This is a genomic window from Ottowia beijingensis (assembly GCF_013423955.1).
GTDB classification, from domain to species: Bacteria; Pseudomonadota; Gammaproteobacteria; order Burkholderiales; family Burkholderiaceae_C; genus Ottowia; species Ottowia beijingensis.
Map to the genome: position 1 here is coordinate 3,790,710 of NZ_JACCKX010000001.1, position 23,949 is coordinate 3,814,658.

Annotated in this window: 13 protein-coding genes and 9 pseudogenes; 20 read left to right on the top strand and 2 right to left on the bottom strand. The window is 67.6% G+C overall.

What is annotated here, in order from left to right:
- Positions 1-7 precede the first annotated feature (7 nt).
- Positions 8-409: pseudogene (gene msrB / locus H0I39_RS18685) on the bottom strand (peptide-methionine (R)-S-oxide reductase MsrB); the annotation flags it as partial.
- Positions 406-1,886: pseudogene (locus tag H0I39_RS18690) on the bottom strand (protein adenylyltransferase SelO). The pseudogenes H0I39_RS18690 and msrB, both read right to left, overlap by 4 nt.
- 151 nt (positions 1,887-2,037) lie before the next feature.
- Here H0I39_RS18690 and H0I39_RS18695 point away from each other — a divergent pair.
- The 20 genes and pseudogenes from H0I39_RS18695 to H0I39_RS18785 all read left to right on the top strand — a co-directional run bounded on the left by H0I39_RS18695 (position 2,038) and on the right by H0I39_RS18785 (position 23,945).
- Positions 2,038-3,665 (top strand): annotated as a pseudogene (locus H0I39_RS18695) (3-(methylthio)propionyl-CoA ligase).
- Complete coding sequence (locus H0I39_RS18700) at positions 3,662-3,805, top strand: hypothetical protein (RefSeq protein WP_180551490.1); 144 nt, start codon at positions 3,662-3,664, stop codon at positions 3,803-3,805. The pseudogene H0I39_RS18695 and the gene H0I39_RS18700 overlap by 4 nt, the downstream one beginning before the upstream one ends.
- Complete coding sequence (locus tag H0I39_RS18705; protein ID WP_180551491.1) at positions 3,802-5,034, top strand: branched-chain amino acid ABC transporter substrate-binding protein; 1,233 nt, start codon at positions 3,802-3,804, stop codon at positions 5,032-5,034. Before H0I39_RS18700 ends, H0I39_RS18705 begins: the two co-directional genes overlap by 4 nt.
- Positions 5,035-5,332: 298 nt before the next feature.
- On the top strand, positions 5,333-6,367 hold the full coding sequence (locus tag H0I39_RS18710) for a branched-chain amino acid ABC transporter permease (RefSeq protein ID WP_180551492.1): 1,035 nt from the start codon (positions 5,333-5,335) through the stop codon (positions 6,365-6,367).
- A 3-nt stretch (positions 6,368-6,370) separates the two neighbouring features.
- Positions 6,371-7,669: pseudogene (locus H0I39_RS18715) on the top strand (branched-chain amino acid ABC transporter permease).
- A complete protein-coding gene (locus H0I39_RS18720) occupies positions 7,666-8,457 on the top strand; it encodes an ABC transporter ATP-binding protein (RefSeq protein ID WP_180551493.1) in 792 nt (263 codons plus the stop codon). Before H0I39_RS18715 ends, H0I39_RS18720 begins: the two are co-directional and overlap by 4 nt.
- Before the next feature lie 13 nt (positions 8,458-8,470).
- Positions 8,471-9,166 carry an ABC transporter ATP-binding protein gene (locus H0I39_RS18725; RefSeq protein ID WP_180551884.1) on the top strand — a complete coding sequence of 232 codons (696 nt, stop codon included), beginning with the start codon at positions 8,471-8,473 and terminating at the stop codon, positions 9,164-9,166.
- Between the two features lie 308 nt (positions 9,167-9,474).
- A pseudogene (locus H0I39_RS18730) lies at positions 9,475-11,576 on the top strand (3-hydroxyacyl-CoA dehydrogenase NAD-binding domain-containing protein).
- A gap of 58 nt (positions 11,577-11,634) precedes the next feature.
- Complete coding sequence (locus H0I39_RS18735) at positions 11,635-12,810, top strand: acetyl-CoA C-acyltransferase (protein ID WP_180551494.1); 1,176 nt, start codon at positions 11,635-11,637, stop codon at positions 12,808-12,810.
- Positions 12,811-13,005: 195 nt separating this feature from the next.
- Positions 13,006-14,833, top strand: a pseudogene (locus H0I39_RS18740) (acyl-CoA dehydrogenase).
- Between the two features lie 22 nt (positions 14,834-14,855).
- Entirely contained in the window at positions 14,856-15,647 is a 792-nt protein-coding gene (locus H0I39_RS18745; protein WP_180551495.1) for an SDR family oxidoreductase, read from the top strand.
- 169 nt (positions 15,648-15,816) lie between these two features.
- Positions 15,817-16,256: pseudogene (locus H0I39_RS18750) on the top strand (PaaI family thioesterase).
- 77 nt (positions 16,257-16,333) lie between these two features.
- Positions 16,334-17,350 (top strand): NADP-dependent oxidoreductase, encoded by a 1,017-nt coding sequence (locus H0I39_RS18755; RefSeq protein WP_180551496.1) that lies wholly within the window; start codon positions 16,334-16,336, stop codon positions 17,348-17,350.
- Between the two features lie 127 nt (positions 17,351-17,477).
- Positions 17,478-17,726 (top strand): annotated as a pseudogene (locus tag H0I39_RS22765) (DUF2157 domain-containing protein); the annotation flags it as partial.
- Positions 17,727-17,794: 68 nt separating this feature from the next.
- Positions 17,795-18,454 (top strand): DUF2157 domain-containing protein, encoded by a 660-nt coding sequence (locus H0I39_RS22770; RefSeq protein ID WP_257645888.1) that lies wholly within the window; start codon positions 17,795-17,797, stop codon positions 18,452-18,454.
- Entirely contained in the window at positions 18,451-19,653 is a 1,203-nt protein-coding gene (locus H0I39_RS18765) for a DUF4401 domain-containing protein (protein WP_180551498.1), read from the top strand. The genes H0I39_RS22770 and H0I39_RS18765 overlap by 4 nt, the downstream gene beginning before the upstream one ends.
- Before the next feature lie 32 nt (positions 19,654-19,685).
- On the top strand, positions 19,686-20,159 hold the full coding sequence (locus H0I39_RS18770; RefSeq protein WP_308645938.1) for a GDYXXLXY domain-containing protein: 474 nt from the start codon (positions 19,686-19,688) through the stop codon (positions 20,157-20,159).
- A 10-nt stretch (positions 20,160-20,169) separates the two neighbouring features.
- Positions 20,170-21,827, top strand: a pseudogene (locus tag H0I39_RS18775) (isovaleryl-CoA dehydrogenase).
- A 108-nt stretch (positions 21,828-21,935) separates the two neighbouring features.
- Positions 21,936-22,847, top strand: coding sequence for an SDR family oxidoreductase (locus H0I39_RS18780; RefSeq protein ID WP_180551500.1), 912 nt, complete (start codon positions 21,936-21,938; stop codon positions 22,845-22,847).
- 156 nt (positions 22,848-23,003) lie between these two features.
- Positions 23,004-23,945, top strand: a complete 942-nt coding sequence (locus H0I39_RS18785) for a diacylglycerol/lipid kinase family protein (protein WP_180551501.1) — start codon at positions 23,004-23,006, stop codon at positions 23,943-23,945.
- Positions 23,946-23,949 lie beyond the last annotated feature (4 nt).

A 23,949-nucleotide genomic window follows, 5' to 3' on the forward strand; every position in this document is an offset into this window, starting at 1 on the left:
TCAGGGGAGCCTGGAACTCCAGCGAAGCGGAGTTCATGCAGTAGCGCAGGCCGGTGGGCGCGGGGCCGTCGGGGAACACGTGGCCCAGGTGTGCGCCGCAGTTGGCGCACACGGTCTCGACGCGCACCATGCCGTGGCTCAAGTCGCGCCGCTCCTCGATGGCACCAGGAATCGCCAGCGAGAAGCTCGGCCAGCCGCAGCCGGCGTCGAACTTGGTGCCGGATTCGAACAGCTTGCTGCCGCAGCAGATGCAGTGGTAGCTGCCGTCGGCCCAGTGCTGTTCGTACTTGCCGGTGTAGGGGCGCTCGGTGGCGGCCTGGCGGGTGACCTGGTAGGCCACCGGCTCGGCCCCTTTTTCAGCCAGCAGGGCGCGCCATTCGTCGTCGGTTTTCTGGATCGGGTGGGTCATGAGGAGCAACTGATCTGGATGTGGGATGCCCAGTCGGGCGGGAAGCCGGCCCATTCGGGGTGGGCGGCGGGTTCGTCGAAGGGCGCTTCAAGTGCCGCGAGCAGACCTTCGACCATGGAAAAGTCTTTTGTTTCGCCAGCGCGATGGCCTGCTCGGCCAGGTGGTTGCGCAGCACGATGGCGGGGTTGGATTTCAGCATCAAATCGGCATCTGGCGCCCGTCCATCCAGCGCTGATAGCTCTTTATATTGTAGCAAAATGTGATCGATGGCGGCGCGGTCGTGGAACAGGTCGCGCACCGTGTCGGCCGGCGCGCCGGCGGCGTGCTCGGCCAGGCGGCGCCAGAAGATGGTCCAGTCGGTGCGCTCGCGCGTCATCAGCTTGAGCAGTTCGCCCACCAGTGCGCGCGTGCCGTCGCTGGCTTGCGCAAAGCCCAGCTTGGCGGCCATGCGCCGGTCCAGCTCGGCCGGGAAGAGCTGCTTGTACGGCTCCAGCGCGGCCATGGCATCGTCGGGCTCGCCGATCAGCGGCAGCAGGGCCTGGCCCAGGGCGAACAGGTTCCAGTGCGCGATCTGCGGCTGGCGCTGGTAGCTGTAGCGACCGGCGTGGTCGCTGTGGTTGCAGATGTGGGCCGGGTCGAACCCGTCCATGAACTGGAACGGGCCGTAGTCGATGGTCAGGCCCAGGATGCTCATGTTGTCGGTGTTCATCACGCCGTGCATGAAGCCCACGGCCTGCCACTGCGCGACCAGCGCGGCCGTGCGCTGCGTGACGGCGGCCAGCAGTGCCGCATACGGGTTGGCGGCCTCGAGGCAATCGGGATAGAAGTGCTCGATCACGAAGTCGGCCAGGGTCTTCAGCGCCTCGGGCTGCCCATGGTGGCTGAAGTGCTCGAAATGCCCGAAGCGGATGAAGCTGGGCGATGCGCGGGTGACGACGGCGGCGGTTTCGGTCTCCTCGCGCCGCACCGGCTGGTCGGAGCCGGTGATGCACAGCGCCCGCGTGGTGGGAATGCCCAGGCCGTGCATGGCCTCGCTGCACAGGAATTCGCGGATCGACGAACGCAGCACGGCGCGGCCGTCGCCCATGCGGGAATAGGGCGTCAGGCCGCTGCCCTTGAGCTGCAGTTCCCACCACTGGCCATCGGGCGCCTGCACCTCGCCCAGCAGGTGCGCGCGGCCGTCGCCCAGCTGCCCGGCCCAGACGCCGAACTGGTGACCGCTGTACACGCTGGCCAGCGGATCGCTGCCGGCCAGCGGCCGGTTGCCCGAGAACGCCTCCAGCACCGCCTGCGCGCGCCACCAGCCCTCGTCCAGGCCCAGCGCGCGCGCCATCGACTGGCTGCGCGCCACCCAGTACGGCTTGCGCAGCGCCATCGGCGCCAGCCGGGTGTGGAAGGCCGGCCCCAGGCCGGCAAAGCGGTGGCGCCATGGAACGCCCAGTTCGGCCGGGGCGGCGGTCGGCTTCAAATCCTGCATGGCGCCATTGTGTAAGCCCCGCGCGCGACGCGCTGGCGCGGGGGTGGATGGGCCTGCCTGCGAAAGGGTGTGGCGGTCGCGCCCGCGGCAGGCCGGGGTGGGGCGATGAATTAGTATTTCGCCGAGCATCCATCAACCAAGAGGAGAACCTATGCTGGGCCTGATGCAGAACCACCCGCTGCTGATTTCGTCGCTGATCGACTTTGCCGCCAGGCACCACCAGGACGGGCAGGTGGTCTCGCGCCGCGTGGAGGGCGACATCCACCGCTACACCTGGGCCGATGTGCAGAAGCGCGCCAAGCAGGTGGCCAACGGGCTGGACGCGCTGGGCCTGAAGGCGGGCGAGCGCGTCGGCACGCTGGCCTGGAACGGCTATCGGCACCTGGAGCTGTACTTCGGCGTCAGCGGCTCGCAGCGCGTGCTGCACACCATCAACCCGCGCCTGCTGCCCGAGCAGATCGCCTGGATCGTCAACCACGCGGAAGACCAGATCCTGTGCTTCGAGACCAGCTTCCTGCCCATCGTGCAGGGCATCCACGCGCACTGCAAGACCGTCAAGCACTGGATCGCGCTGTGCGACGAGGACAAGCTGCCGAAGGACACCGGCATCCCCAACCTGATGAGCTACGAGGCCTGGATCGGCAAGCAATCCACCGACTACACCTGGCCGGTGTTCGACGAGAACACGGCCTCCAGCATGTGCTACACCAGCGGCACCACGGGCCACCCCAAGGCGGCGCTGTACAGCCACCGCTCGACGGTGCTGCACGCCTACGCCGCCGCGCTGCCCGACGTGATGGGCCTGTCGGCGCGCGATTCGGCGCTGCCGGTGGTGCCGATGTTCCACGTCAACGCCTGGGGCCTGCCGTATTCGGCGGCCATGGTGGGCTGCAAGCTGGTGTTCCCGGCCCGGCGCTCGACGGCAAATCGGTCTACGAACTGATGGAAGGCGAGAAGGTCACCTTCGCCGCCGGCGTGCCGACGGTGTGGCAGATGCTGCTGGGCCACGTGGCGCAGAACAAGCTGAAGTTCTCCACCCTCAAGCGCACCGTCATCGGCGGCTCGGCCTGCCCGCCGGCGATGATCGACACCTTCCGCAACGACTACGGCGTGGACGTGCTGCACGCCTGGGGCATGACCGAGATGAGCCCGCTGGGCACGCTGTGCACGCTGAAGGAAAAGCACCGCGAGCTGCCGGAAGACCAGCAGATGGCGCTGCGCCTCAAGCAGGGCCGCGCGATCTTCGGCGTCGACATGAAGATCGTCGGCGCCAACGGCGAGGAGCTGCCGTGGGACGGCAGGACCTATGGCGACCTGTACGTGAAGGGCTCGTGGATTCTCGACAAGTACTTCAAGGGCGAGGGCGGCGACCCGCTGCGCGACGGCTGGTTCCCCACCGGCGACGTGGCCACCATCGATGCCGATGGCTTCATGCAGATCACCGACCGCAGCAAGGACGTGATCAAGTCGGGCGGCGAATGGATCAGCTCGATCGACATCGAGAACACCGCCATGGCGCACCCGGCCGTGGCCATGGCCGCCTGCGTCGGCATGCCGCACCCCAAGTGGGACGAGCGCCCCATCGTGGTGGTCACGCTCAAGCCCGGCGCCGAGGTGACGCGCGACGAACTGCTGGCCTTCTACGAAGGCAAGGTGGCGAAATGGCAGGTGCCGGACGACGTGGTCTTCGTCGACTCGATCCCCATCGGCGCCACCGGCAAGATGCTCAAGACCAAGCTGCGCGAGCAGCTCAAGGACTACAAGCTGCCGACGGCTTGACCTTCGTCAAGCGGCTGTCGCGCGGCCGGAGGCACCTGCGCGACAGCCCATCCGGAGAAACCCGGCTGCAAGAAATGGAGCGGGCGGATACGCTGCGGCACGTCGCTTTAGCCACATCCAACCAGGAGACCAGACGATGAAGTTCGCAGTCAAGATGCTCGCCGGTGCCGCCATGGCCACCCTGCTGTTCAGTGCCCACGCGCAGAAAGGCGAGACCGTCAAGATCGCCCTGATCGACCCGCAGACCGGCCTGATGGGCCCGCTGGGCACCAACCAGATGCGCAGCTGGCAGTACATGGCCGAGGAGTTCAGCAAGAACAACCCGGCCGGCGTCAAGTTCGAGATCGTCGCCTTCGACAACAAGCTCAGCCCGGCCGAAAGCGCTACCGCGCTCAAGGCCGCCATCGACCAGGGCATCCGCTACGTGGCACAGGGCAATGGCTCGGCGGTGCTGGCGGCGTTGGTGGACGGCATCTCCAAGCACAACGACCGCAACCCGGGCAAGGAGGTCATGCTGCTGAACTACGCCGCGGTCGACCCCGACTTCACCAACAGCAAGTGCAACTACTGGCACTTCCGCTTCGACGCCGACACGACAATGAAGATGGAAGCGCTGACGACTTTCATGAAGGACCAGAAGGACGTTCACAAGGTCTTTCTGCTGAACCAGAACTATTCGCACGGCCACCAGGTCGCCAAGTTCGCCAAGGAAGGCCTGGCGCGCAAGCGTCCCGACGTGCAGATCGTGGGCGAAGACCTGCACCCGCTGGGCCAGGTGCGCGACTTCGCGCCCTACGTGGCCAAGATCAAGGCGTCGGGTGCCGACACGGTGATCACCGGCAACTGGGGGTCCGACCTGGCGCTGCTGATCAAGGCTGCCAAGGAAGGTGGCTATGACGGCAAGTTCTTCACCTATTACACCGGCGTCACCGGCACGCCCACCGCACTGGGCAACACCGGCGAGGGCAAGGTCTATCAGGTGGCCTACTCGCACTACCACATGCCCGGTGAGATGGCCAAGTGGATGCAGGGCTTCAAGGCCAAGTTCAAGGACGACTTCTTCACCGGCGCCGTGGCGCACGCGTTCAGCGGCCTGAGCCAGGCCATGGCCAACGCCAAGTCGACCGACCCGGTCAAGGTGGCCAAGGCCTTCGAGGGCCTGAAGTACAAGAGCTTCAGTGGCGAGGTCGAGATGCGCAAGGCCGACCACCAGCTGCAGCAGCCGCTGTACATCACCCGCTGGCAGAAGGCCGATGCCAAGCACGCCTACAGCCCGGAGAACACCGGCATGACCCTGGTGCCGGTGGCCGAGTATCCGAACTACGTCTCCAGCACGCCCACCTCGTGCGCCATGAAGCGCCCGTCCTGAGCGGGGACGGTCCCGGCGCATGAGGCGCTTCGCGCGGGGGCTGCGTGCCCTGCCCACCGGCCGGCGCCATGCCGGCCGTGCGCGAGCCCGCGCGCACCGTGCCCGCCGCCGGGCTCGAAGCGTCAGCAGGGACAGCCTTTACGGGCTTATAGGGGTATCTGCCTCCAGCGCTTGATTGACGGGCGCTGGCGGGCAGGCACAAGGGGAGTATGCAATCACGCCGCACCCGCAACGGGTTTCGGCGCTGACGGCCTGTCCAGCAGGCTGGTTTCGGGATCATCAACCAAGGGTTCGATCGATGGAGTTCTTCATCATCTCCATGCTCAACGGCCTGAGCTATGGGTTGTTGCTGTTCATGCTCAGCTCGGGTCTGACGCTGATCTTCAGCATGATGGGCGTGCTGAATTTCGCGCACGCCAGCTTCTACATGGTGGGCGCCTACATCGGCTACACGCTGGCGGGCGTCATCGGCTTCTGGCCGGCGCTGGTGCTGTCGCCCATCCTGGTCGCCATCCTGGGCGCGCTGTTCGAGAAGTACAGCCTGCGCAAGGTGCACAAGTTCGGGCATGTGCCGGAGCTGCTGGTCACCTTCGGCCTGTCGTACATCCTTCTCGAGGTGGTGCAGCTCATCTGGGGCCGCCCGGCGGTCGACTTCCGGCCGCCCGAGGTGCTGCGCGGCCCGGCCTTCACGCTGATCAACCATTCGGTCGAAGGCATGCGCTTCGTCTGGGGCGCGGCGCCCGACGGCGCCTGCCGCGCGGCCGACGCCGCGGTGCGCGTGGTGTGCTCGCCGTTCCCGGCCACGCGGGCGCTGATGATGGTGGTGGCCGTGCTCATGCTGGTCGGCATCTGGCTGCTGCTCACGCGCACGCGCATCGGCTACATCATCCAGGCCGCGCTGACGCACCCCGAGATGGTGGAAGCACTGGGGCACAACGTGCCACGGGTGTTCATGCTGGTGTTCGGCGCCGGCACCGGGCTGGCGGCGCTGGCCGGCGTCATCGGCGGCAGCACCTTCGTCACCGAGCCGGCCATGGCGGCCACCGTAGGCGCCATCATCTTCGTGGTGGTGGTGGTCGGCGGCATGGGCTCGCTGGCCGGCGCCTTCGTGGCCTCGATCCTGATCGGCGTGATCCAGACCTTCGCCGTGGCCTTCGACTATTCGCTCATCACCCTGGCGGGGCAACTGGGCATCCAGCTCAGCGATGCGGCGCGCGAGAACTCGCTCGTCAAGCTCACGGTGTCGCAGGTGGCGCCGATCCTGCCGTACCTGTTCCTGGTGCTGATCCTGATCTTCCGCCCGCGCGGACTGCTGGGCGCACGGGAGACCTGAACCATGAACACCTCCACATTGCCTGCCGTGCCCGCGCGGCTCAGCACCGCCCGCCTGCTGATCTGGGGCGGCTTCGCGCTCGTGCTGATCGTGGCGCCGCTGCTGTTCACCAGCAACCTGTCCATCACCATGCTGGCGCAGATGGGCATCGCCATCATCGCCTGCCTGTCCTACAACATCCTGCTGGGGCAGGGCGGCATGCTCAGCTTCGGGCACGCCGTGTACACCGGCCTGGGCTCGTTCGTGGTCATCCACGTGCTCAATGCCGTTGCCGCCGGGCGCTGGCACATCCCGGTCAGCCTGCTGCCGCTGGTGGGGGCTGGCCGGCCTGTTCTTCGCCATCCTGCTGGGTTACGTGACGACCAAGAAGTCCGGCACCACCTTCGCCATGATCACGCTCGGCATCGGCGAACTGGTGTTCGCCATGTCGCTGATGATCCCGGAGTTCTTCGGCGGCGAGGCCGGCGTGTCGGGCGACCGCGTGGTGGGCGAGCCTGTCATGGGCATCACCTACGGCCCGGCGCGGCAGCTGTACTACCTGATCGCCATCTACACCTTCGTGTGCGTGCTGCTCATGTACGCGTTCACGCAGACGCCGCTGGGCCGCATGCTGAACGCGGTGCGCGACAACCCCGAGCGGGTGGAGTTCATCGGCTACAGCAGCCAGAACGTGCGCTACCTGGCGTTCATCATCGCCGGCTTCTTCGCCGGCATCTCGGGCGGCCTGGCGGCGCTGCACTTCGAGCTGGTCACGGCCGAGGTGGTGGGCGCCAACCGCTCGGGCGCCTACCTTCTGTTCACCTTCCTGGGGGCGCCACCGTCTTTTTCGGCCCCATCATCGGCGCCGTGCTGATGGTGATCGCCTTCGTGCTGCTGTCGGAGCTGACCAAGGCCTGGCTGCTGTACCTGGGCCTGATCTTCGTGTTCATGGTGATGTATGCCCCCGGCGGCATTGCCAGCCTGATCATGATGAACGTGCAGGTGGCGGCGCGCGGCAAGTTCGGCCGCATTGCGCCCAGCCTGGCGCTGATGCTGTTCGCCGGCGTGGTGACGCTGGCCGGCGCCGGCGCGCTGATCGAGATGATCTACAACCTGCAGCTGGGCTCGATGAGCGACGAAGTGCACTTCTTCGGCATGACGCTGCACGCCAAGGACATGGCGCACTGGCTGATCTCCGGCATCCTGTTCGTGGCCGGCGCCCTGGCGCTGGAATGGGCGCGCCGCCGCTACGCCCGCGAGTGGAGCGTGGTGCAGACCGAGATCGAGGAAGAAAACAAGCGCGCGCAGGAGGCGGCCGCATGAACGCCGTGACATCTGCATCCGACTACGCGATCGAACTGCGCGACCTGCGCAAGAGCTTCGGCAAGACCGAGATCATCCGCGGCGCCAACCTGGCGGTGCGCCCGGGCGAGCGCGTGGCCATCATCGGCCCCAACGGCGCCGGCAAGTCCACGCTGTTCAACCTGATCAGCGGGCGCCTCACGCCCTCCAGCGGCGAGGTGCTGCTGAACGGCCAGCGCATCGACGGCAAGAAGCCGTACGAGATCAACCGCATGGGCCTGGCGCGCAGCTTCCAGATCACCAACGTGTTCCCCAAGCTCAGCGTGTTCGAGAACCTGCGCTGCGCGCTGCTGTGGACGATGGGCTACCGCTACACGTTCATGCGCTTCCTGTCGCGGCTGCACGATGCCAACGCGCGCGCCGAGGAACTGCTGCGCATGATCCAGCTGCAGGGCAAGCGCGACGTGCTGGCCGTGAACCTGCCGTATGCCGAGCAGCGCGCACTGGAGATCGGCGTGACCATTGCCGGCGGTGCCGACGTGATCCTGCTGGACGAGCCCACGGCCGGCATGAGCCGTGCCGAAACCAAGCACTTCATCGAGATGATCCGCCAGGTGACCGAAGGCAAGACGCTGCTGACCGTGGAGCACGACATGGGCGTGGTGTTCGGCCTGGCCGACAAGATCGCCGTGGTGGTGTATGGCGAGGTGATCGCCTTCGACACGCCCGAGGCCGTGCGCGCCAACCAGCGCGTGCAGGAGGCGTATCTGGGTTCGTCCGTGGCGGACGCGCAGGCGGCGGGACACTGAGATGAGCGACAACATGCTTCACGTGCACAACCTGCACGCCTACTACGGCAAGAGCCATGTGCTGCACGGCGTCAACTTCGACGTCCGGCCGGGCGAGATCGTGGCCCTGCTGGGGCGCAACGGCTCGGGCCGTTCCACCACCGCCAAGGCCATCATGGGCATGGTGCACTGCGAGGGTTCGATCGAATGGAAGGGCCGCAGCATCCGCGGCCGCAAGACCTACGAGATCGCGCACATGGGCCTGGGCTACGTGCCCGAGGCGCGCGAGGTGTTTCCCAAGCTCACGGTGCACCAGAACCTGCTGCTGGGGCAGAAGGGCGCGGGCAAGAACAGCCGCTGGAGCTTCGACGACATGTACGCCATGTTCCCGCGCCTGAAGGAGCGCGAGCACACCGAGGCGGGCGTGATGTCGGGCGGCGAGCAGCAGATGCTGACGCTGTGCCGCACGCTGATGGGCGACCCCGACCTCATCATCATCGACGAGCCGACCGAGGGCCTGGCGCCCAAGATCGTCGAGCTGGTGGGCGAATACCTCCAGAAACTGAAGGCGCGCGGCATCTCGGTGCTGCTGATCGAGCAGAAGCTGACCATCGCCATGCAGATCTCCGACCGCGCGCTGGTGATGGGCCACGGCAGCATCGTGTTCGACGGCACGCCCGATCAGCTGCGCGCCGACGCGGCCACGCGCAAGGAGTGGCTGGAGGTGTGAGGCGGTTGGCCTGGCACCTGCTTGCTTGATTATTGATAGCTGCCGGCGCTTGCCACATAAGCGCTGCGGCCTGTTTTTGCTTGAAATGCACTGCCTCGGCTTCGGCCCGCATCGGTCGCGCCGTCACGCCCGGTCGCAGCGCCGGGCGCGCCAGCGCAGCGGTCGTTGCGGCCCGCCGCGTTACCCTTTGTCCCTGCGGCGACAAGACTGTTTGCAGCAACGCCCCGTCATCTTCCAAAATGCACGGGTTATCCCCGCGCGCGGATCAGGCCTGATCCGCGCCTCACAACAAGCAGGAGCCATTGCCCATGACCGCCGAATACAAGGTCCAAGGTGACGTCGCCGTCATCTCCATGAACAACCCTCCCGTCAACGGCCTCGGCTACGAGACGCGCGTGGGCATCACCAACGGGCTGGAAAAGGCCAACGCCGATCCGGCGGTGAAGGCCATCGTGCTCACCGGCGCGGGCAAGGCCTTCTCGGGCGGTGCCGACATCAAGGAATTCAACTCGCCCAGGGCCATGCAGGAGCCGATCCTGCTGTCGGTCATCACCGCGGTCGAGAATTCACAGAAGCCCGTGGTCGCCGCCGTGCATTCCGTCGCCATGGGCGGCGGGCTGGAGTTGGCGCTGGGCGCGCACTACCGCATCGCCGCACCGGGCGCCAAGATCGCGCTGCCCGAGGTCAAGCTGGGCCTGATTCCCGGCGCCGGCGGCACCGTGCGCCTGCCGCGCGTGCTGGGCGCCGAGACGGCGCTGAACATGATCGTCAAGGGCGACCCGGTGAACAGCGAAGTGCTGGCCGGTCTGCCGGGCCAGAAGCTGTTCGACAAGATGGCGGCGTCGCCCGAGTCGCTGCTCGACGAGGCCATTGCCTTCGCCAGGAAGTGGCCGCCAAGGGTGGCGAGCTGCCGCTGGTGCGCCATCTGCCGTGCAAACACCCGCAGGGGCCGGCGTACTTCCAGTTCGCGCGCAACATGGTGCGAGGCATGGCCAAGAACTTCCCCGCGCCCGAGAAGTGCGTGGACGCGGTCGAAAACGCCACCAAGCTGAAGTTCGACGACGCGCTGGCGAAAGAGCGCGAGATCTTCATCAACCTGATGCAGACGCCCGAGTGCAAGGCGCTGCGCCACATCTTCGCCGCCGAGCGCGCTGCCAGCAAGATCCCGGACGTAGGCAGCGACGTGAAGCCGCGCGCCGTGAACAAGGTGGCCGTCATCGGCGCCGGCACCATGGGCGGCGGCATCTCGATGAACTTCCTCAACGCCGGCATTCCGGTGACGATCCTCGAGACCAAGCAGGAAGCGCTGGACCGCGGCCTGGCCACCATCCGCAAGAACTACGAGTCGCAGGTCAAGCGCGGCAAGCTGAAGCAGGACAAGTACGAGCAGCGCGTGGCCCTGCTCACGCCCACGCTGAAGTACGAGGACATCGCCGATGCCGATCTGGTGATCGAGGCCGTGTTCGAGGAAATGGGCGTGAAGGAGCAGGTGTTCAAGAAGCTCGACGAGGTGATGAAGCCCGGTGCCATCCTGGCCAGCAACACCTCCACGCTCGACGTCGACAAGATCGCCGCCTTCACCAAGCGCCCGCAGGACGTGGTCGGCATGCACTTCTTCAGTCCGGCCAACGTGATGAAGCTGCTGGAGGTGGTGCGCGGCGCCAAGACCGCCAAGGACGTGCTGGCCACCGTGATGGCCATTGCCAAGAAGATCAGGAAGACCGCCGTGGTTTCGGGCGTGTGCGACGGCTTCATCGGCAACCGCATGATCGAGCAGTACAGCCGTCAGGCCGGCTTTTTGCTGGAGGAGGGCGCCACGCCGCAACAGGTCGACAAGGCGATCGAGAAGTTCGGCTTCGCCATGGGCCCGTTCCGCATGGGCGACCTGGCCGGCAACGACATCGGCTGGGCCATCCGCAAGCGCCGCTATGTCGAGAAGCCCGACATGAAGTACAGCAAGACCGCCGACCTGCTGTGCGAGATGGGCCGCTACGGCCAGAAGACCGGCGCCGGCTGGTACGACTACCAGCCCGGCAAGCGCGACGCCATCCCGTCCAAGCTGGTCGAGGAGATGGTCGAGAAGCACCGCAAGGATCAGGGCATCACGCCGCGCAAGATCAGCGATCAGGAGATCGTCGAGCGCCTGGTGTATTCACTCGTCAACGAAGGCGCGCGCATCGTCGAGGACGGCATCGCCAGCAAGGCCAGCGACCTCGACATGGTGTACCTGACGGGGTACGGCTTCCCGATCTGGCGCGGCGGCCCCATGAAGTACGCCGACCAGATGGGCCTGTTCAACGTGGCCGAAAGCATGAAGCGCTTTGCCCGCAACCCCAACGACGACGCCAAGTTCTGGCAACCCGCGCCGTTGCTGGCCAAGCTGGTCGCCGAAGGCAAGACTTTCAACTAAATACGGCTTCAGCCATTGATACACAAGCGCAAGCAGCTATAAATACAGGAGTATTGCAATGACCTCGGCCGTTATCGTTTCCACCGCCCGCACGCCCCTTGCCAAGAGCTGGAAGGGTTCCTTCAACATGACCCATGGCGCCACGCTGGGCGGCCATGCCGTCAAGCACGCCATCCAGCGCGCCGGCATCGACGCCGCCGAGGTGGACGACGTCATCATGGGCTGCGCCAACCCGGAAGGCGCCACCGGCATGAACATCGCGCGCCAGATCGCGCTGATGGCCGACTGCCCCATCACCACCTCGGGCATGACGGTGAACCGCTTCTGCTCGTCGGGCCTGCAGACCATCGCGCTGGCCGCGCAGCGCATCATCGCCGGCGAGGCCGATGTGTTCGTGGCCGGCGGTGTCGAAAGCATCTCGTGCGTGCAGCAGGAGATGAACCTGCACATGATCCAGGACCCGAACCTGGTGGCCAAGAAGCCCGAGATCTACTGGAGCATGCTGCAGACCGCCGAGCAGGTGGCCAAGCGCTACAACATCGGCCGCGACGCCATGGACGAATACGGCGCCGCCAGCCAGCAGAAGGCCTGCGCCGCGCAGGCCGCCGGCAAGTTCGACGACGAGATCGCCCCCATCACCGTCACCGCCGGCGTGGCCGACCCGGTGATGGGCCTGCGCACCAAGGAAGTGACGGTGAGCAAGGACGAGGGCACGCGCGAAGGCACCACCAAGGAAGGCATCGCCGGCATCCGTTCGGCGCTGCCCGGTGGCGTCATCAGCGCCGGCAACGCCAGCCAGTTCAGCGACGGCGCGGGCGCCTGCGTGCTGGTGAGCGAGGAGTACGCCAGCAAGAAGGGCCTGATGCCGCTGGGCCGCTTCCTCGGCTTCGCTGTCGCCGGCTGCGAGCCCGACGAGATGGGCATCGGCCCGGTGTTCGCCGTGCCCAAGGTGCTCAAGAAGCTGGGCCTCACGGTCAACGACATCGACCTGTGGGAGCTGAACGAAGCCTTCGCCGTGCAGGTGCTGTACTGCCGCGACAAGCTGGGCATCCCGGCCGACAAGCTGAACGTGAACGGCGGCGCCATCGCCCTGGGCCACCCCTACGGCGTGAGCGGTCAGCGCCTGACGGGCCACGCGCTCATCGAAGGCAAGCGCCGCGGCGCCAAGAAGGTTGCCGTGACGATGTGCATCGGCGGCGGCATGGGCGCTGCGGGCATCTTCGAAGTGCTGTGATCTAACCACCCAACAGCCGGACGCAGAGGGCGCAAAACTCGCAGAGGACGCAGAGAAAACCGAAGAGTCCTACGAACGCCTTTGGTTTCCCACACCCCATCTGGAAGTGGTTTTTCTGCGTTCTCTGCGAAACCTTGGCGTCCTCTGCGTCCGGCTGTTTGGCTGTTCGGCTGTTGTTCTCAAAACCGGTAGACGATGAACCTGCGCCAGACCCTCGACTTTCTGCTTTACGACTGGCTCGACGCGCCGACGCTCACGCAGCGCCCGCGCTTTGCCGAACATTCGCGCGAGACCTTCGACGCGGTGATGGAAACCTGCGAGCGCATCGCGCGCGAGAAGTACGCGCCGTTCAACCGCCTGGTCGATACCGAAGAGCCGCGCACGGTGACCGAGCCCGATGGCAGCCTGCGCGTGGTGCTGCCGCAGGCCACGCACGACGCTCGCGCCGCCTATGCCGAATCCGGCATGCTGGCCGCCGCGCAGGATTACGAGCACGGCGGCATGCAATTGCCGTACGTCATCGAAGCGGCCGCCAACGCCTTCTTCGGCAAGGCGTCGATCAGCATCGGCTCCAACCTGCTCACGGTGGGCAACGCCAACCTGCTGATGGTGCACGGCACCGAGTTGCAGAAGCAGGTGTTCGCCGCCAACGAATTCAACGGCCGCTGGGCCGGCACCATGTGTTTGAGCGAGCCGCAGGCCGGCTCGTCCTTGAGCGACATCACCACGCGCGCCACGCTGGAAGATCAGGACGATCCGCTCGGCCCGCGCTACCGCCTGCGCGGCAACAAGATGTGGATCTCCTCGGGCGAGCACGAGCTGACCGAGAACATCGTGCACCTCGTGCTGGCCAAGATCCCGGGGCCGGACGGCAAGCTGATTCCGGGCGTGAAGGGCATCTCGCTGTTCATCGTGCCGAAGAAGCTGGTCGACACCGAGGGCAACTTGACCGGCGTGCGCAACGATGTGGCGCTGGCCGGCCTGAACCACAAGCTGGGCTGGCGTGGCACCACCAACACGCTGCTGAACTTCGGCGAAGGCCAGTTCAAGGTCGATGGCGAAGCGGGAGCCGTGGGCTACCTCGTCGGCCAGCCGCACCAGGGCCTGCGCTGCATGTTCCACATGATGAACGAGGCGCGCATCGCCATCGGCATGGCGGCGACCATGCTGGGCCTGGCGGGCTACGAGGCCTCGCTGGACTACGCCAAGACGCGCACCCAGGGCCGCCCCGTGGGCCTGCCGGCAAGGACCCGAGCCAGCCACCGGTGCGCCTGATCGAGCATGCCGACATCAAGCGCATGCTGCTGATCCAGAAGAGCTATTGCGAAGGCGCGCTGGCGCTGCTGCTGTACTGCGCCAAGCTGGTCGACGAGCAGCACACCGGCGATGCCGCCCAGGCCGACGAGGCCCGCCTGCTGCTGGAAGTGTTGACCCCCATCGCCAAGAGCTGGCCGAGCGAGAACTGTCTGGAGGCCAACTCGCTCGCCATTCAGATCCACGGCGGCTACGGCTACACGCGCGACTTCTCCGTCGAGCAGTACTGGCGCGACAACCGCCTGAACATGATCCACGAAGGCACGCACGGCATCCAGGGCATGGACCTGCTGGGCCGCAAGGTGCTGATGGAGGAGGGCAAGGGCCTGCAACTGCTGGCCGCGCGCATCCAGGCCACCATCGCCAGGGCCAGGCCGCAGCCCGCGCTGTCGGCGCACGCCGACGCCCTGGCGCAGGCCCTGGCGCGCGTGGGCGCGGCGACGAAAGCCGCCTGGGCTACCGGCGAACCCACCGAGGCGCTGGCCAACGCCGTGCCCTACATGCAGGCCTTCGGTCACGTCGTGCTGGCGTGGATCTGGCTGGAGCTGTCGCTGGCCGCAGGCGCTTCAAAGACGAAGCGCACCGCGCAGGCGTGGCGGGCGCAACGACCTATTTCTATCATTACGAATTGCCCAAGATTGACGCCTGGCTGCGCGTGGTGGAAAGCCGCGACATGACCTGTGCCAGCATGCCCGAGGCAGCGTTCTGAACACCGATACCCGAGGAAGCCCATGACCCGCACCATCCAGCAACTCTTCGATCTCAAGGGCAAGACCGCCCTCGTCACCGGCGGCTCGCGCGGCCTGGGCCTGCAGATGGCGCATGCGCTGGGCGAGGCGGGCGCGCGCATCATGCTCAGCTCGCGCAAGGCGAGTGATCTGGAAGAAGCCGTGGCCGATCTGCAAGCCGCCGGCATCGACGCGCGCTGGATCGCCGCCGACTGCGCCATCGAGGCCGACATCCACCGCCTGGCCGACGAGACGCTGGAGCGCATGGGCGACATCGACATTCTGGTGAACAACGCGGGCGCCGCCTGGGGCGCGCCGGCCGAAGACCACCCGCTGGAAGCCTGGGACAAGGTGATGAACCTCAACGTGCGCGGCTACTTCATCCTGAGCCAGCGCATCGCGAAGAAATCGATGATCGGCCGCAAGTCCGGTCGCATCATCAACCTGGCCAGCATCGCCGGCCTGGGCGGCAACCCGCCCGAGATGCAGACCATCGCCTACAACACCTCGAAGGGCGCGGTCGTCAACTTCACGCGCGCGCTGGCCTGCGAGTGGGGCAAGTACGGCATCACCGTCAATGCCATCTGCCCCGGCTTCTTCCCCAGCAAGATGACGCGCGGCACGCTGGAGAACCTGGGCGTCGACAAGCTGATTGCCAACGCGCCACTGCGCCGCCTGGGCGACGACGAGGACCTGAAGGGCATCACGCTGCTGTACGCCAGCGACGCCGGCAAGCACATCACCGGCCAGTGGCTGGCGGTAGATGGCGGGGTGAGCGTGGTGACCGGGGGATGAGGTTGATGTGGGTGCGCCGGTATATCTCCCTCTCCCTCGGGGAGAGGGCAGGGGTGAGGGGCAGCAGTCCCTTCCCGATCAATGGCCTGTGTGCCATGGACCTGTCTGACCCTCACCCCAACCCTCTCCCGCCAGCGGGAGAGGGGCAACGACCTCACCGCCAAACACCATGAGCCTCGACTTCGGCGCCGTCATCCCCTTCGTCATCGAACTCGGCTTCACGCTGGAGAAGTTCGAGGGCGGTGAATCCGTCATGCACTACGCCCCCGGCCCGAGCATTGCAACTCGTTCGGCGTCACGCATGGCGGGGCGGTGATGACCTTTCTCGACGTCATCATGGCCACGGCGGCGCGCAGCGTGCAGCCGGGCATGGGCGTGGTCACCATCGAGATGAAAACCAGCTTCATGCGGCCGGCGCCGGCGTCGAAGAACGGCGAACCGCTGGTCGGCCAGGGCCGGCTGATGCACCGCACGCGCAGCATGGCCTTTGTCGAAGGCTCGGTGTTCGACGCCAGCGGCCAGCTGTGCGCGCACGCCACCGGCACCTTCAAATACGTGCCGCCGGCCGAGCGGCCCGACCACACCAAGGGGCCGTTGCCCACCGACTGATTTTTCAAGCCAAATCGGCCTGCAGCGCTTATGCAGCAAGCGCTGGCAGCTATCAAACTGAAAGCAAAGGAGATTCCATGCCCAGCAACCGCCAGATCCTGCTCGACAACCGCCCCGAGGGCGAAGCCGTCGCCGGCAACTTCAAGCTCGTCACCACCGACACGCCCGCGCTGAAAGAGGGCGAAGTGCTGGTGCGCCACCACTACCTGAGCCTTGACCCCTACATGCGCGGCCGCATGAACGAGAGCAAGAGCTACGCCCAGCCGCAGCCGTTGGGCGAAGTGATGATCGGCGGCACGGTGGGCGAGGTCGTCGAATCGAAGCACCCGAAGTTCAAGACCGGCGATCAGGTCGTCGGCATGGGCGGCTGGCAAGAATACAGCGTGGTCGACGGCAACGCGCCGGGCATGCTGCGCAAGGTCGATACCACGCACGTGCCGCTGTCGTACTACCTGGGCGCCGTGGGCATGCCAGGCGTGACCGCCTGGTACGGCCTGACGCAGATCATCGCGCCCAAGGAAGGCGAGACCGTGGTGGTCAGCGCCGCCTCAGGTGCCGTGGGCAGTGCCTACGCCGCGCTGGCCAAGGCGCGCGGCTGCCGCGTGGTCGGCATCGCGGGCGGGCCGGAGAAGTGCGCCTACGCGGTCGATGAACTCGGCTTCGACGCCTGCATCGACTACCGCCAGCACCCCGACGTCAAAACCATGGCCAAGGCACTGAAGGAAGCCTGCCCGAACGGCATCGACGGCTACTTCGAGAACGTGGGCGGCTACATCCTCGACGCCGTGCTGCTGCGCACCAACGCCTTCGCGCGCGTGGCCGTGTGCGGCATGATCGCCGGCTACGATGGCGCACCGCTGCCGCTGCAGAACCCGGCGCTGATCCTGGTCAACCGCCTGAAGATCGAGGGCTTCATCGTCAGCGAGCACATGGAGCTGTGGCCGCAGGCGCTGCAGGAACTCGGCACGCTGGTCGCGCAGGGCAAGCTGAAGCCGCGCGAAACCGTGGCGCAGGGCATCGAGAGCGCGCCCGAGGCTTTCCTTGGCCTGCTCAAGGGCAAGAACTTCGGCAAGCAACTGGTCAAGCTGATCTGACCTCATGGGCGCTGGGCGTGCCGGCCGGCGCGCCCTGTGGTATCGCCACACGCTCCCGGGCACACGTGCACACCGCTCCCGCAGCACCTCGCGGCCACAATCCGCGCGTCTGTACCGAGGAGATGGCATGCACGCCCTGATTCACCAACTGGCCCGGCGCTTCGCGCTGGATGACGGCCGCACGCAGCGGCTGTGGGCGCTTTCCGGCCTGCACCGGCGACCCGATGCGCTGGCAACGCACCTACACCGCGGCCTGGCCGTGCTGGCAGCGATGCTGCTGGGGGCGGGCCTGATCTTCTGGGTGGCGGCCAACTGGCAGGAACAGACGCGCGCCTTCAAGCTGCACCTGCTGGAAGGCGCCGTGCTGGCCAGCGCGGGGCTGCGCTGCTGTGGCCGCGCGGGCGCACGGCGCTGTTGCTGCTGGCCACGCTGGCGCTGGGTGGCTTGCTGGCCTTCGTGGGCCAGACCTACCAGACAGGCGCCGATGCCTGGCAGCTGTTCGCCACCTGGGCCGCGCTGGCGCTGGTGTGGGCGCTGGCCGTGCGGCGCGATGCGTTCTGGGCTGTGTGGCTGCTGATCACCGGCCTGGCGCTGGCGCTGTGGTCGGGCGATGCGCTGTTCAGCCCCTTGCAGACGCTGCTGGGCGGCCGTTCGTCGCGCAGTCTGCTCACGCCCGTGCTGTGGGTGGCGGTGTTCCTGCTGCCGCTGGCCTTGCCGCGCTTGCGTCTGCTGCGCGAAGGCGCTGCCACGGCGCCACTCAGCTGGCGGCTGGCGGCGTTGATGGCGCTGGGCGCCTGGTGTGCCTATGCCGTCTTCGGCCTGCTCATGCGCGACCAGCTCTGGCAGTACTTCTTCAACGGTCTGCTGGTGCTGGGTGCAGCGGCGCTGGCGTGGGCGCTGCGGCCGCGCGACTTCGTGGTGCTGGGTCTGTCGGTTCTGGCGCTGAACGTGGTGGTGGTGGGCGGCTTCGCGCGCCTGCTGCTGGACGGCGCGCGCGGCGACAGCGCTGGCGTGACGCTGCTGCTGACGCTGATCGCCGCCGTGTGCGTGGGCACCAGCGGCACCTGGCTGTACCGCCTGCAGCGCGAGGAGGGCCAGGCATGAGCGCCGCCGCAATGACCGAGCGCCGTCTTATCGAACGCGCGCAGGCTGAGGGTCTGCTGCCACCTGAAGCCCGTGCGGCCTGGCAGGACGAGGCCGGGCCTTCATGGATCATCACCGTGCTCAGCTTCATCGGTGCGCAACTGGTGGTGCTGCCGTTCATGGGCTTCCTGGGTCTGCTGGCCAGCCGCTTCTTCTTTCAGCCGCCGGGCGCGTTCGTCATGGCAGCGGTGCTGATCGGCGGCGCCGCGCTGCTGCTGCGCGCGCGGCCTGCGATGTTCGTCACGCAACTGGCGTTCAGTGCCTTGCTGGCGGGGCTGGCCCTGCTGGCGATCGGCTTCGAGGGCGCGCTGCACAACCCGCAGTTGCTGACCATCCTGCTGGTGCTGCTGGGGACGGCGCTGTCGACCCGCGTCGCCTGGGTGCAGCGCGTGCTGGGCTTTCTGGTTGCCGGCGTGGCGCTGGCGGTGGTGCTGTGGCCGCTGGGCGCGGGCCACGCCGCCAACGACTGGGCGCGGTGGGAGTGGCGCTTCAGCGCCTTCCCGATGGTCATCAACGCCGCGCTGCTGGCGCTGGGCTGGGCGCTGTGGGTGGCGCGCGAACCGCGCGTGTCGGGCCGCCCATGGGCCGGTGCGCTGCATGCGCTGGCCGATGGCGCCGGCGTGGCGCTGCTGCTCGCGGTGGCGTATGGCGCCACGCGCCACTTCTGGTTGCTGGGCATGCTGCGCGGCGGGCCGGCGGGCTCGGCTGACGTGCCCACGGCCGGGCTGGCACGCATCTTCGATCCGGGCTGGCCGCAGCTGCTGCAGATCGCGTTGGTGCTAGGCGCGGCGATCTGGCTGCTGCGCCACTGGCACCTGCGCGAACGCTTGCCGGCGCGCGAGCTGGTGCTGCTGGCGCTGTTGTATTCGGTGCTGTTGGTGGGCTGCCTGGTGGTGCCGCACATCGGCGTGGTGGCGCTGGTCGGTACGCTGGCGCTGGGCACCGGGCGGCGGCTGATGCTGGGGCTGGCACTGGCGGCCCTGCTGGCGCAGCTGTCGGGCTTTATTACGCGCTCGACTGGCCGCTGGCCCACAAGGCGGCGCTGCTGGCCGGCCTGGGCGCGGCGCTGGGGCTGGCGCTGTGGGCCATGCGCGCGCCGCCGGCGGCCACGTCGCAGCAGGTCGAGCCGCCACGTCCGCATTGGTCTGCTCTTGTGTTGATAGCTGCTGGCGCGCTGCTGTCCTTGGGTTTGGTGCATTTCGATGTGCAGAAGAAGGAGCAGGTGATCGCCCAGGGCCAGAAGATCTACGTGCCGCTGGCGCCGCGCGATCCGCGCTCGCTGATGCAGGGCGACTACATGGCGCTGAACTTCGCTTTTCCTGAAGGCGTGCGCAAGGCGCTGAACGAGGACGACCGGCTGGGTCTGAATCGCCACGCCCAGGTGGTGGCGACGCTGGACGCGCGCGGTGTTGCCACGGTGCGGCGTCTGGCGCAGGATGGCGCACCGCTGGCCGCGGGTGAGCGCTTGTTGCCCGTCAAGCGACTCCAAGGTGACTGGGTTCTGGTCACGGATGCGTTCTACTTCCCCGAAGGGCAGGGCGAGCCATTCGCGCAGGCGCGCTTTGGCGAGTTCCGCGCCTTGCCCGATGGCCGCGCGCTGCTGGTGGGCCTGGCCGATGAACATCTGCAGCCGATCGCACCCGCGCCGCGCAAGCCACGACCTTGAGGAGAACCACATGGCCGCCACGCACGACGTCTTCAACCAGGTCACGCCGCTGGCCGACGTGAATCTGTTCGCCGGCAACCAGGCGCTGCAGGATGCGCTGAAGTTCAACGCCCCCGGCCTGAACACCGCGCCGCTGGCCGCGCTGGGCCAGTTGGCCGGCAGCGCGGCCATGCAGAACCACGCGCGCCTGGCCAACGTGCACACACCCGAACTGCGCACGCACGACCGCTTGGGCCACCGCATCGACGAGGTGGAATTCCACCCCAGCTACCACGCGCTGATGGCCGCCGCCACCGAGGCTGGCCTGCACGGCACGCCGTATGCGCCCGATGAGCAGGCCAGCGGCCACGCCCATGTGAAGCGCGCGGCGGCGTTCCAGCTGTTCACCGAACTGGAACCCTCGGTGCTGTGCCCGATCTCGATGACCTACGCCGTCACGCCCGCGCTGCGCGACAACCCGGCCATCTTCAAGGACTGGGCGCCCAGGCTGGCTGCCCGCGCCTACGACCCGGCGCTGAAGCCCTGGCGCGACAAACCCGGCGTGACGATGGGCATGGGCATGACGGAGAAGCAGGGCGGCTCGGACGTGCGCGCCAACACCACGCGCGCGGTGCACGATGGGCGTGACGCGTGGGGGAGCGCTATCGGCTGACCGGCCACAAGTGGTTCTTCTCGGCGCCGATGTGCGATGCGTTTCTGGTGCTGGCGTATGTCGAAGGGATGGGCGAGGGCGGCCTGTCCTGCTTCTTCCTGCCGCGCGTATTACCGGACGGAACGCGCAACACGCTGCGCATCCAGCGCCTGAAGGACAAGCTGGGCAACCAGGCCAACGCCTCGTCAGAAGTCGAGTTCGACGGCACTCTCGCCTGGCTGGTGGGCGAGCCCGGCCGCGGCGTGCCGCAGATTCTGGCCATGGGCACCATGACGCGGCTCGACTGCGCGCTGGGCACCAGCGGGCTGATGCGGCAGGCGCTGTCGATCGCGCTGCACCACACGGCCGAGCGCAGCGCCTTCGGCAAGCGCCTGATCGAGCAGCCGCTGATGAAGAACGTGCTGGCCGACCTGGCGTTGGAGAGCGAAGCAGCCATTGCCTTGTCGATGCGGCTGGCGCGCGCCTTCGACCAGCAGGGCGACGAGCAGCAGCGCCTGCTGGCGCGCGTGCTCACGCCCATCGCCAAGTTCTGGATCACCAAGCGCGGCAGCCTGTTCGCGCAGGAGGCCATGGAATGCCTGGGCGGCAACGGCTACGTGGAAGAGGGCGGCGAGGGCATCCCCGCGCGCATCTACCGCGAGATGCCGGTCAACAGCATCTGGGAAGGCGCGGGCAACATCATGGCGCTGGACCTTCTGCGCGCCTTGCGCAAGGGCGACGTAGCCGCCGCGCTGGCGCATGAGCTGGCGCCAGCGCGCGGCCAGCATGCCGCGCTCGACCGCATGATCGACACGCTGCCCACGCTGATTGACCACCACGCCACCGAAGCCACCGCGCGCACGCTGGCACGCGACGTGGCGCTGACGGTGCAGGCCGCGCTGCTGGCGCAGACCGCGCCGTCCGCCGTGTTCGGCGCCTTCTGCGATTCGCGCATCGCGCAGCGGCACGACGTGTTCGGCACGCTGGGCGCGGGCGCCGGCGTGGATGCGCTGATCGCGCGGGCCATGCCGGCTTGACCACAAACAATGGGAGTATATGGTTTTAGCGCCCTACTGGCGGGCTCTAGAGCATGACTACCTTGGGAGTATATTTTTCAAACCTTACCACTGAATGGAGACCGATTGATGATCAGCGACTTCAAAGGCAAGACCGCCGTGTTGACCGGCGCCGGCTCGGGCTTCGGCCTGGAGTGCGCGCGCATCGCCGCGCAGCGCGGCATGAACGTGGTGCTGGTCGACATCCAGCCCGATGCGCTGGCCGCGGCCGAGGCCGAGATCAAGGCCCTGGGCGTCAAAACCCTGGCGCGCCGCGTCGACGTCAGCAAGGCGCCGGAGATGGACCAGCTGGCCCGGCAGGTGCAGGAAACATTCGGCGCGCCGCACTTCGTCTTCAACAACGCCGGCGTGGCGGTGGGCGGCCTGGTCTGGGAGAACACCGTCAAGGACTGGGAATGGGTGCTGGGCGTCAACTTGTGGGGCGTCGTCCACGGCGTGCGCGGCTTCACGCCGATGATGCTGGAGGCGGCCAAGGCCGACCCGGCGTACCAGGGCCACATCGTCAACACCGCCAGCATGGCCGGGCTGCTGACGCCGCCCAACATGGGCGTCTACAACGTCAGCAAGCACGCCGTGGTGGCGCTGACCGAGACGCTGTACCAGGACCTGAAGCTGGTGACCGACCAGATCAGCGCCAGCGTGCTGTGCCCGTACTTCGTCGCCACCGGCATCAGCCACAGCGAGCGCAACCGCCCCGGCGACATGCCCGCGGCCGAGATGACCGCCTCGCAGCGCATCAGCCAGGCGCAGACCGACAAGGCCGTGAGCAGCGGCAAGGTCACCGCCGCCGAGGTGGCGTACAAGGTGTTCGACGCCATCGCGCACGACCAGTTCTACGTCTTCAGCCACCCCAGGGCGCTGGGCAACGTCAAGTCGCGCACCGATGCGATCGTCGCCATCCATAACCCACCCGACCCGTTTGCCGAACGGCCGGAGATCGGCGTCGGCCTGCGCGCGGCGCTGCGTGGTCAAGCGGCTTGAGGTCGCGGCCCAGGGTGCGTTAACTATGGTTTGGATAGCTGCTTGCGCTCGCCCGCTTGCGCTGCAGCCCGATTAGACCAATTTCTTCTGATGGGCCGATAGGCATTCGCGCCATCGGCCGACAGCCGCCGACGCACGCGGCGCCTACAGTGCCCCATGCCGTCGGCACCAGCCCCTTTGTTCCTCGTCTTCAACGCGGCGTCCGGGCGCGGCGACACGCCCGATGTCAGCCGGCACGTGGCCGAGCGCCTGCGCGCCGCCGGCCGGCGGGCTGAATGCTTCGTCGCCCGCCAGCCGGGTGAACTGGGCGCCGTCATCGGTCGCGCCGTCAACGCCGCCCGCGATGCGCGCGGCATCGTGGTGGCGGCGGGCGGCGACAGCACGCTGAACGCTGTCGCGCAGGCGGTGTGGAACGCCGGCCTGCCGATGGGCGTGCTGCCGCAGGGCAGCCTCAACTACTTCGGCCGCACGCACGGCATGTCGACCGATCTGGATGCCGCGGTGGACGCCTTGCTGGGCGCGCGCGTGCAGCCGGTGCCGGTGGGCATGGTGGGCGAGCGACTGTTTCTGGTCAACGCCAGCGTCGGCCTGTACCCGCGCCTGCTGGAAGCGGGCGGGCAGCGCCATGGCCGCAGCCGGCTGGTGGCCTGGATCGCCGGGCTGGGCACGCTGCTGCGCGGCCGCAGCCTGATGACGCTGGAGCTGCACGACGGCACCGAAACCCGCGTGGTGCGCACGCGCACGCTGTTCGTCGGCCACAACGATCTGCAGCTGCGCGCCCTGGGCCTGCGCGAACCGCTGGCCGCCGAAGCAGGGCGCCTGCTCGCCATCACCCTGCCGCCGGCGCCGCCGCTCGCCACGCTGTGGCGAATGCTGCGCGGCAGCATCGGCCGGCTGGACGGTGCCGCGCGCGTGGACAGTTTCTCCGTCGATCGGCTGGTGGTGCAGCCAGGCCGGGGCAGTGGCGGCATGCAGCTCGCCATCGACGGCGAGCTTGCGCACTTGCCGGCGCCGCTGGTGTTTCAGCTCGCGCCCCGGCCGCTGCGTCTGCTGGTGCCCACGGCCGCGCGCGGACTGCCCGGTCTGGCCGCGCAGTAGCACC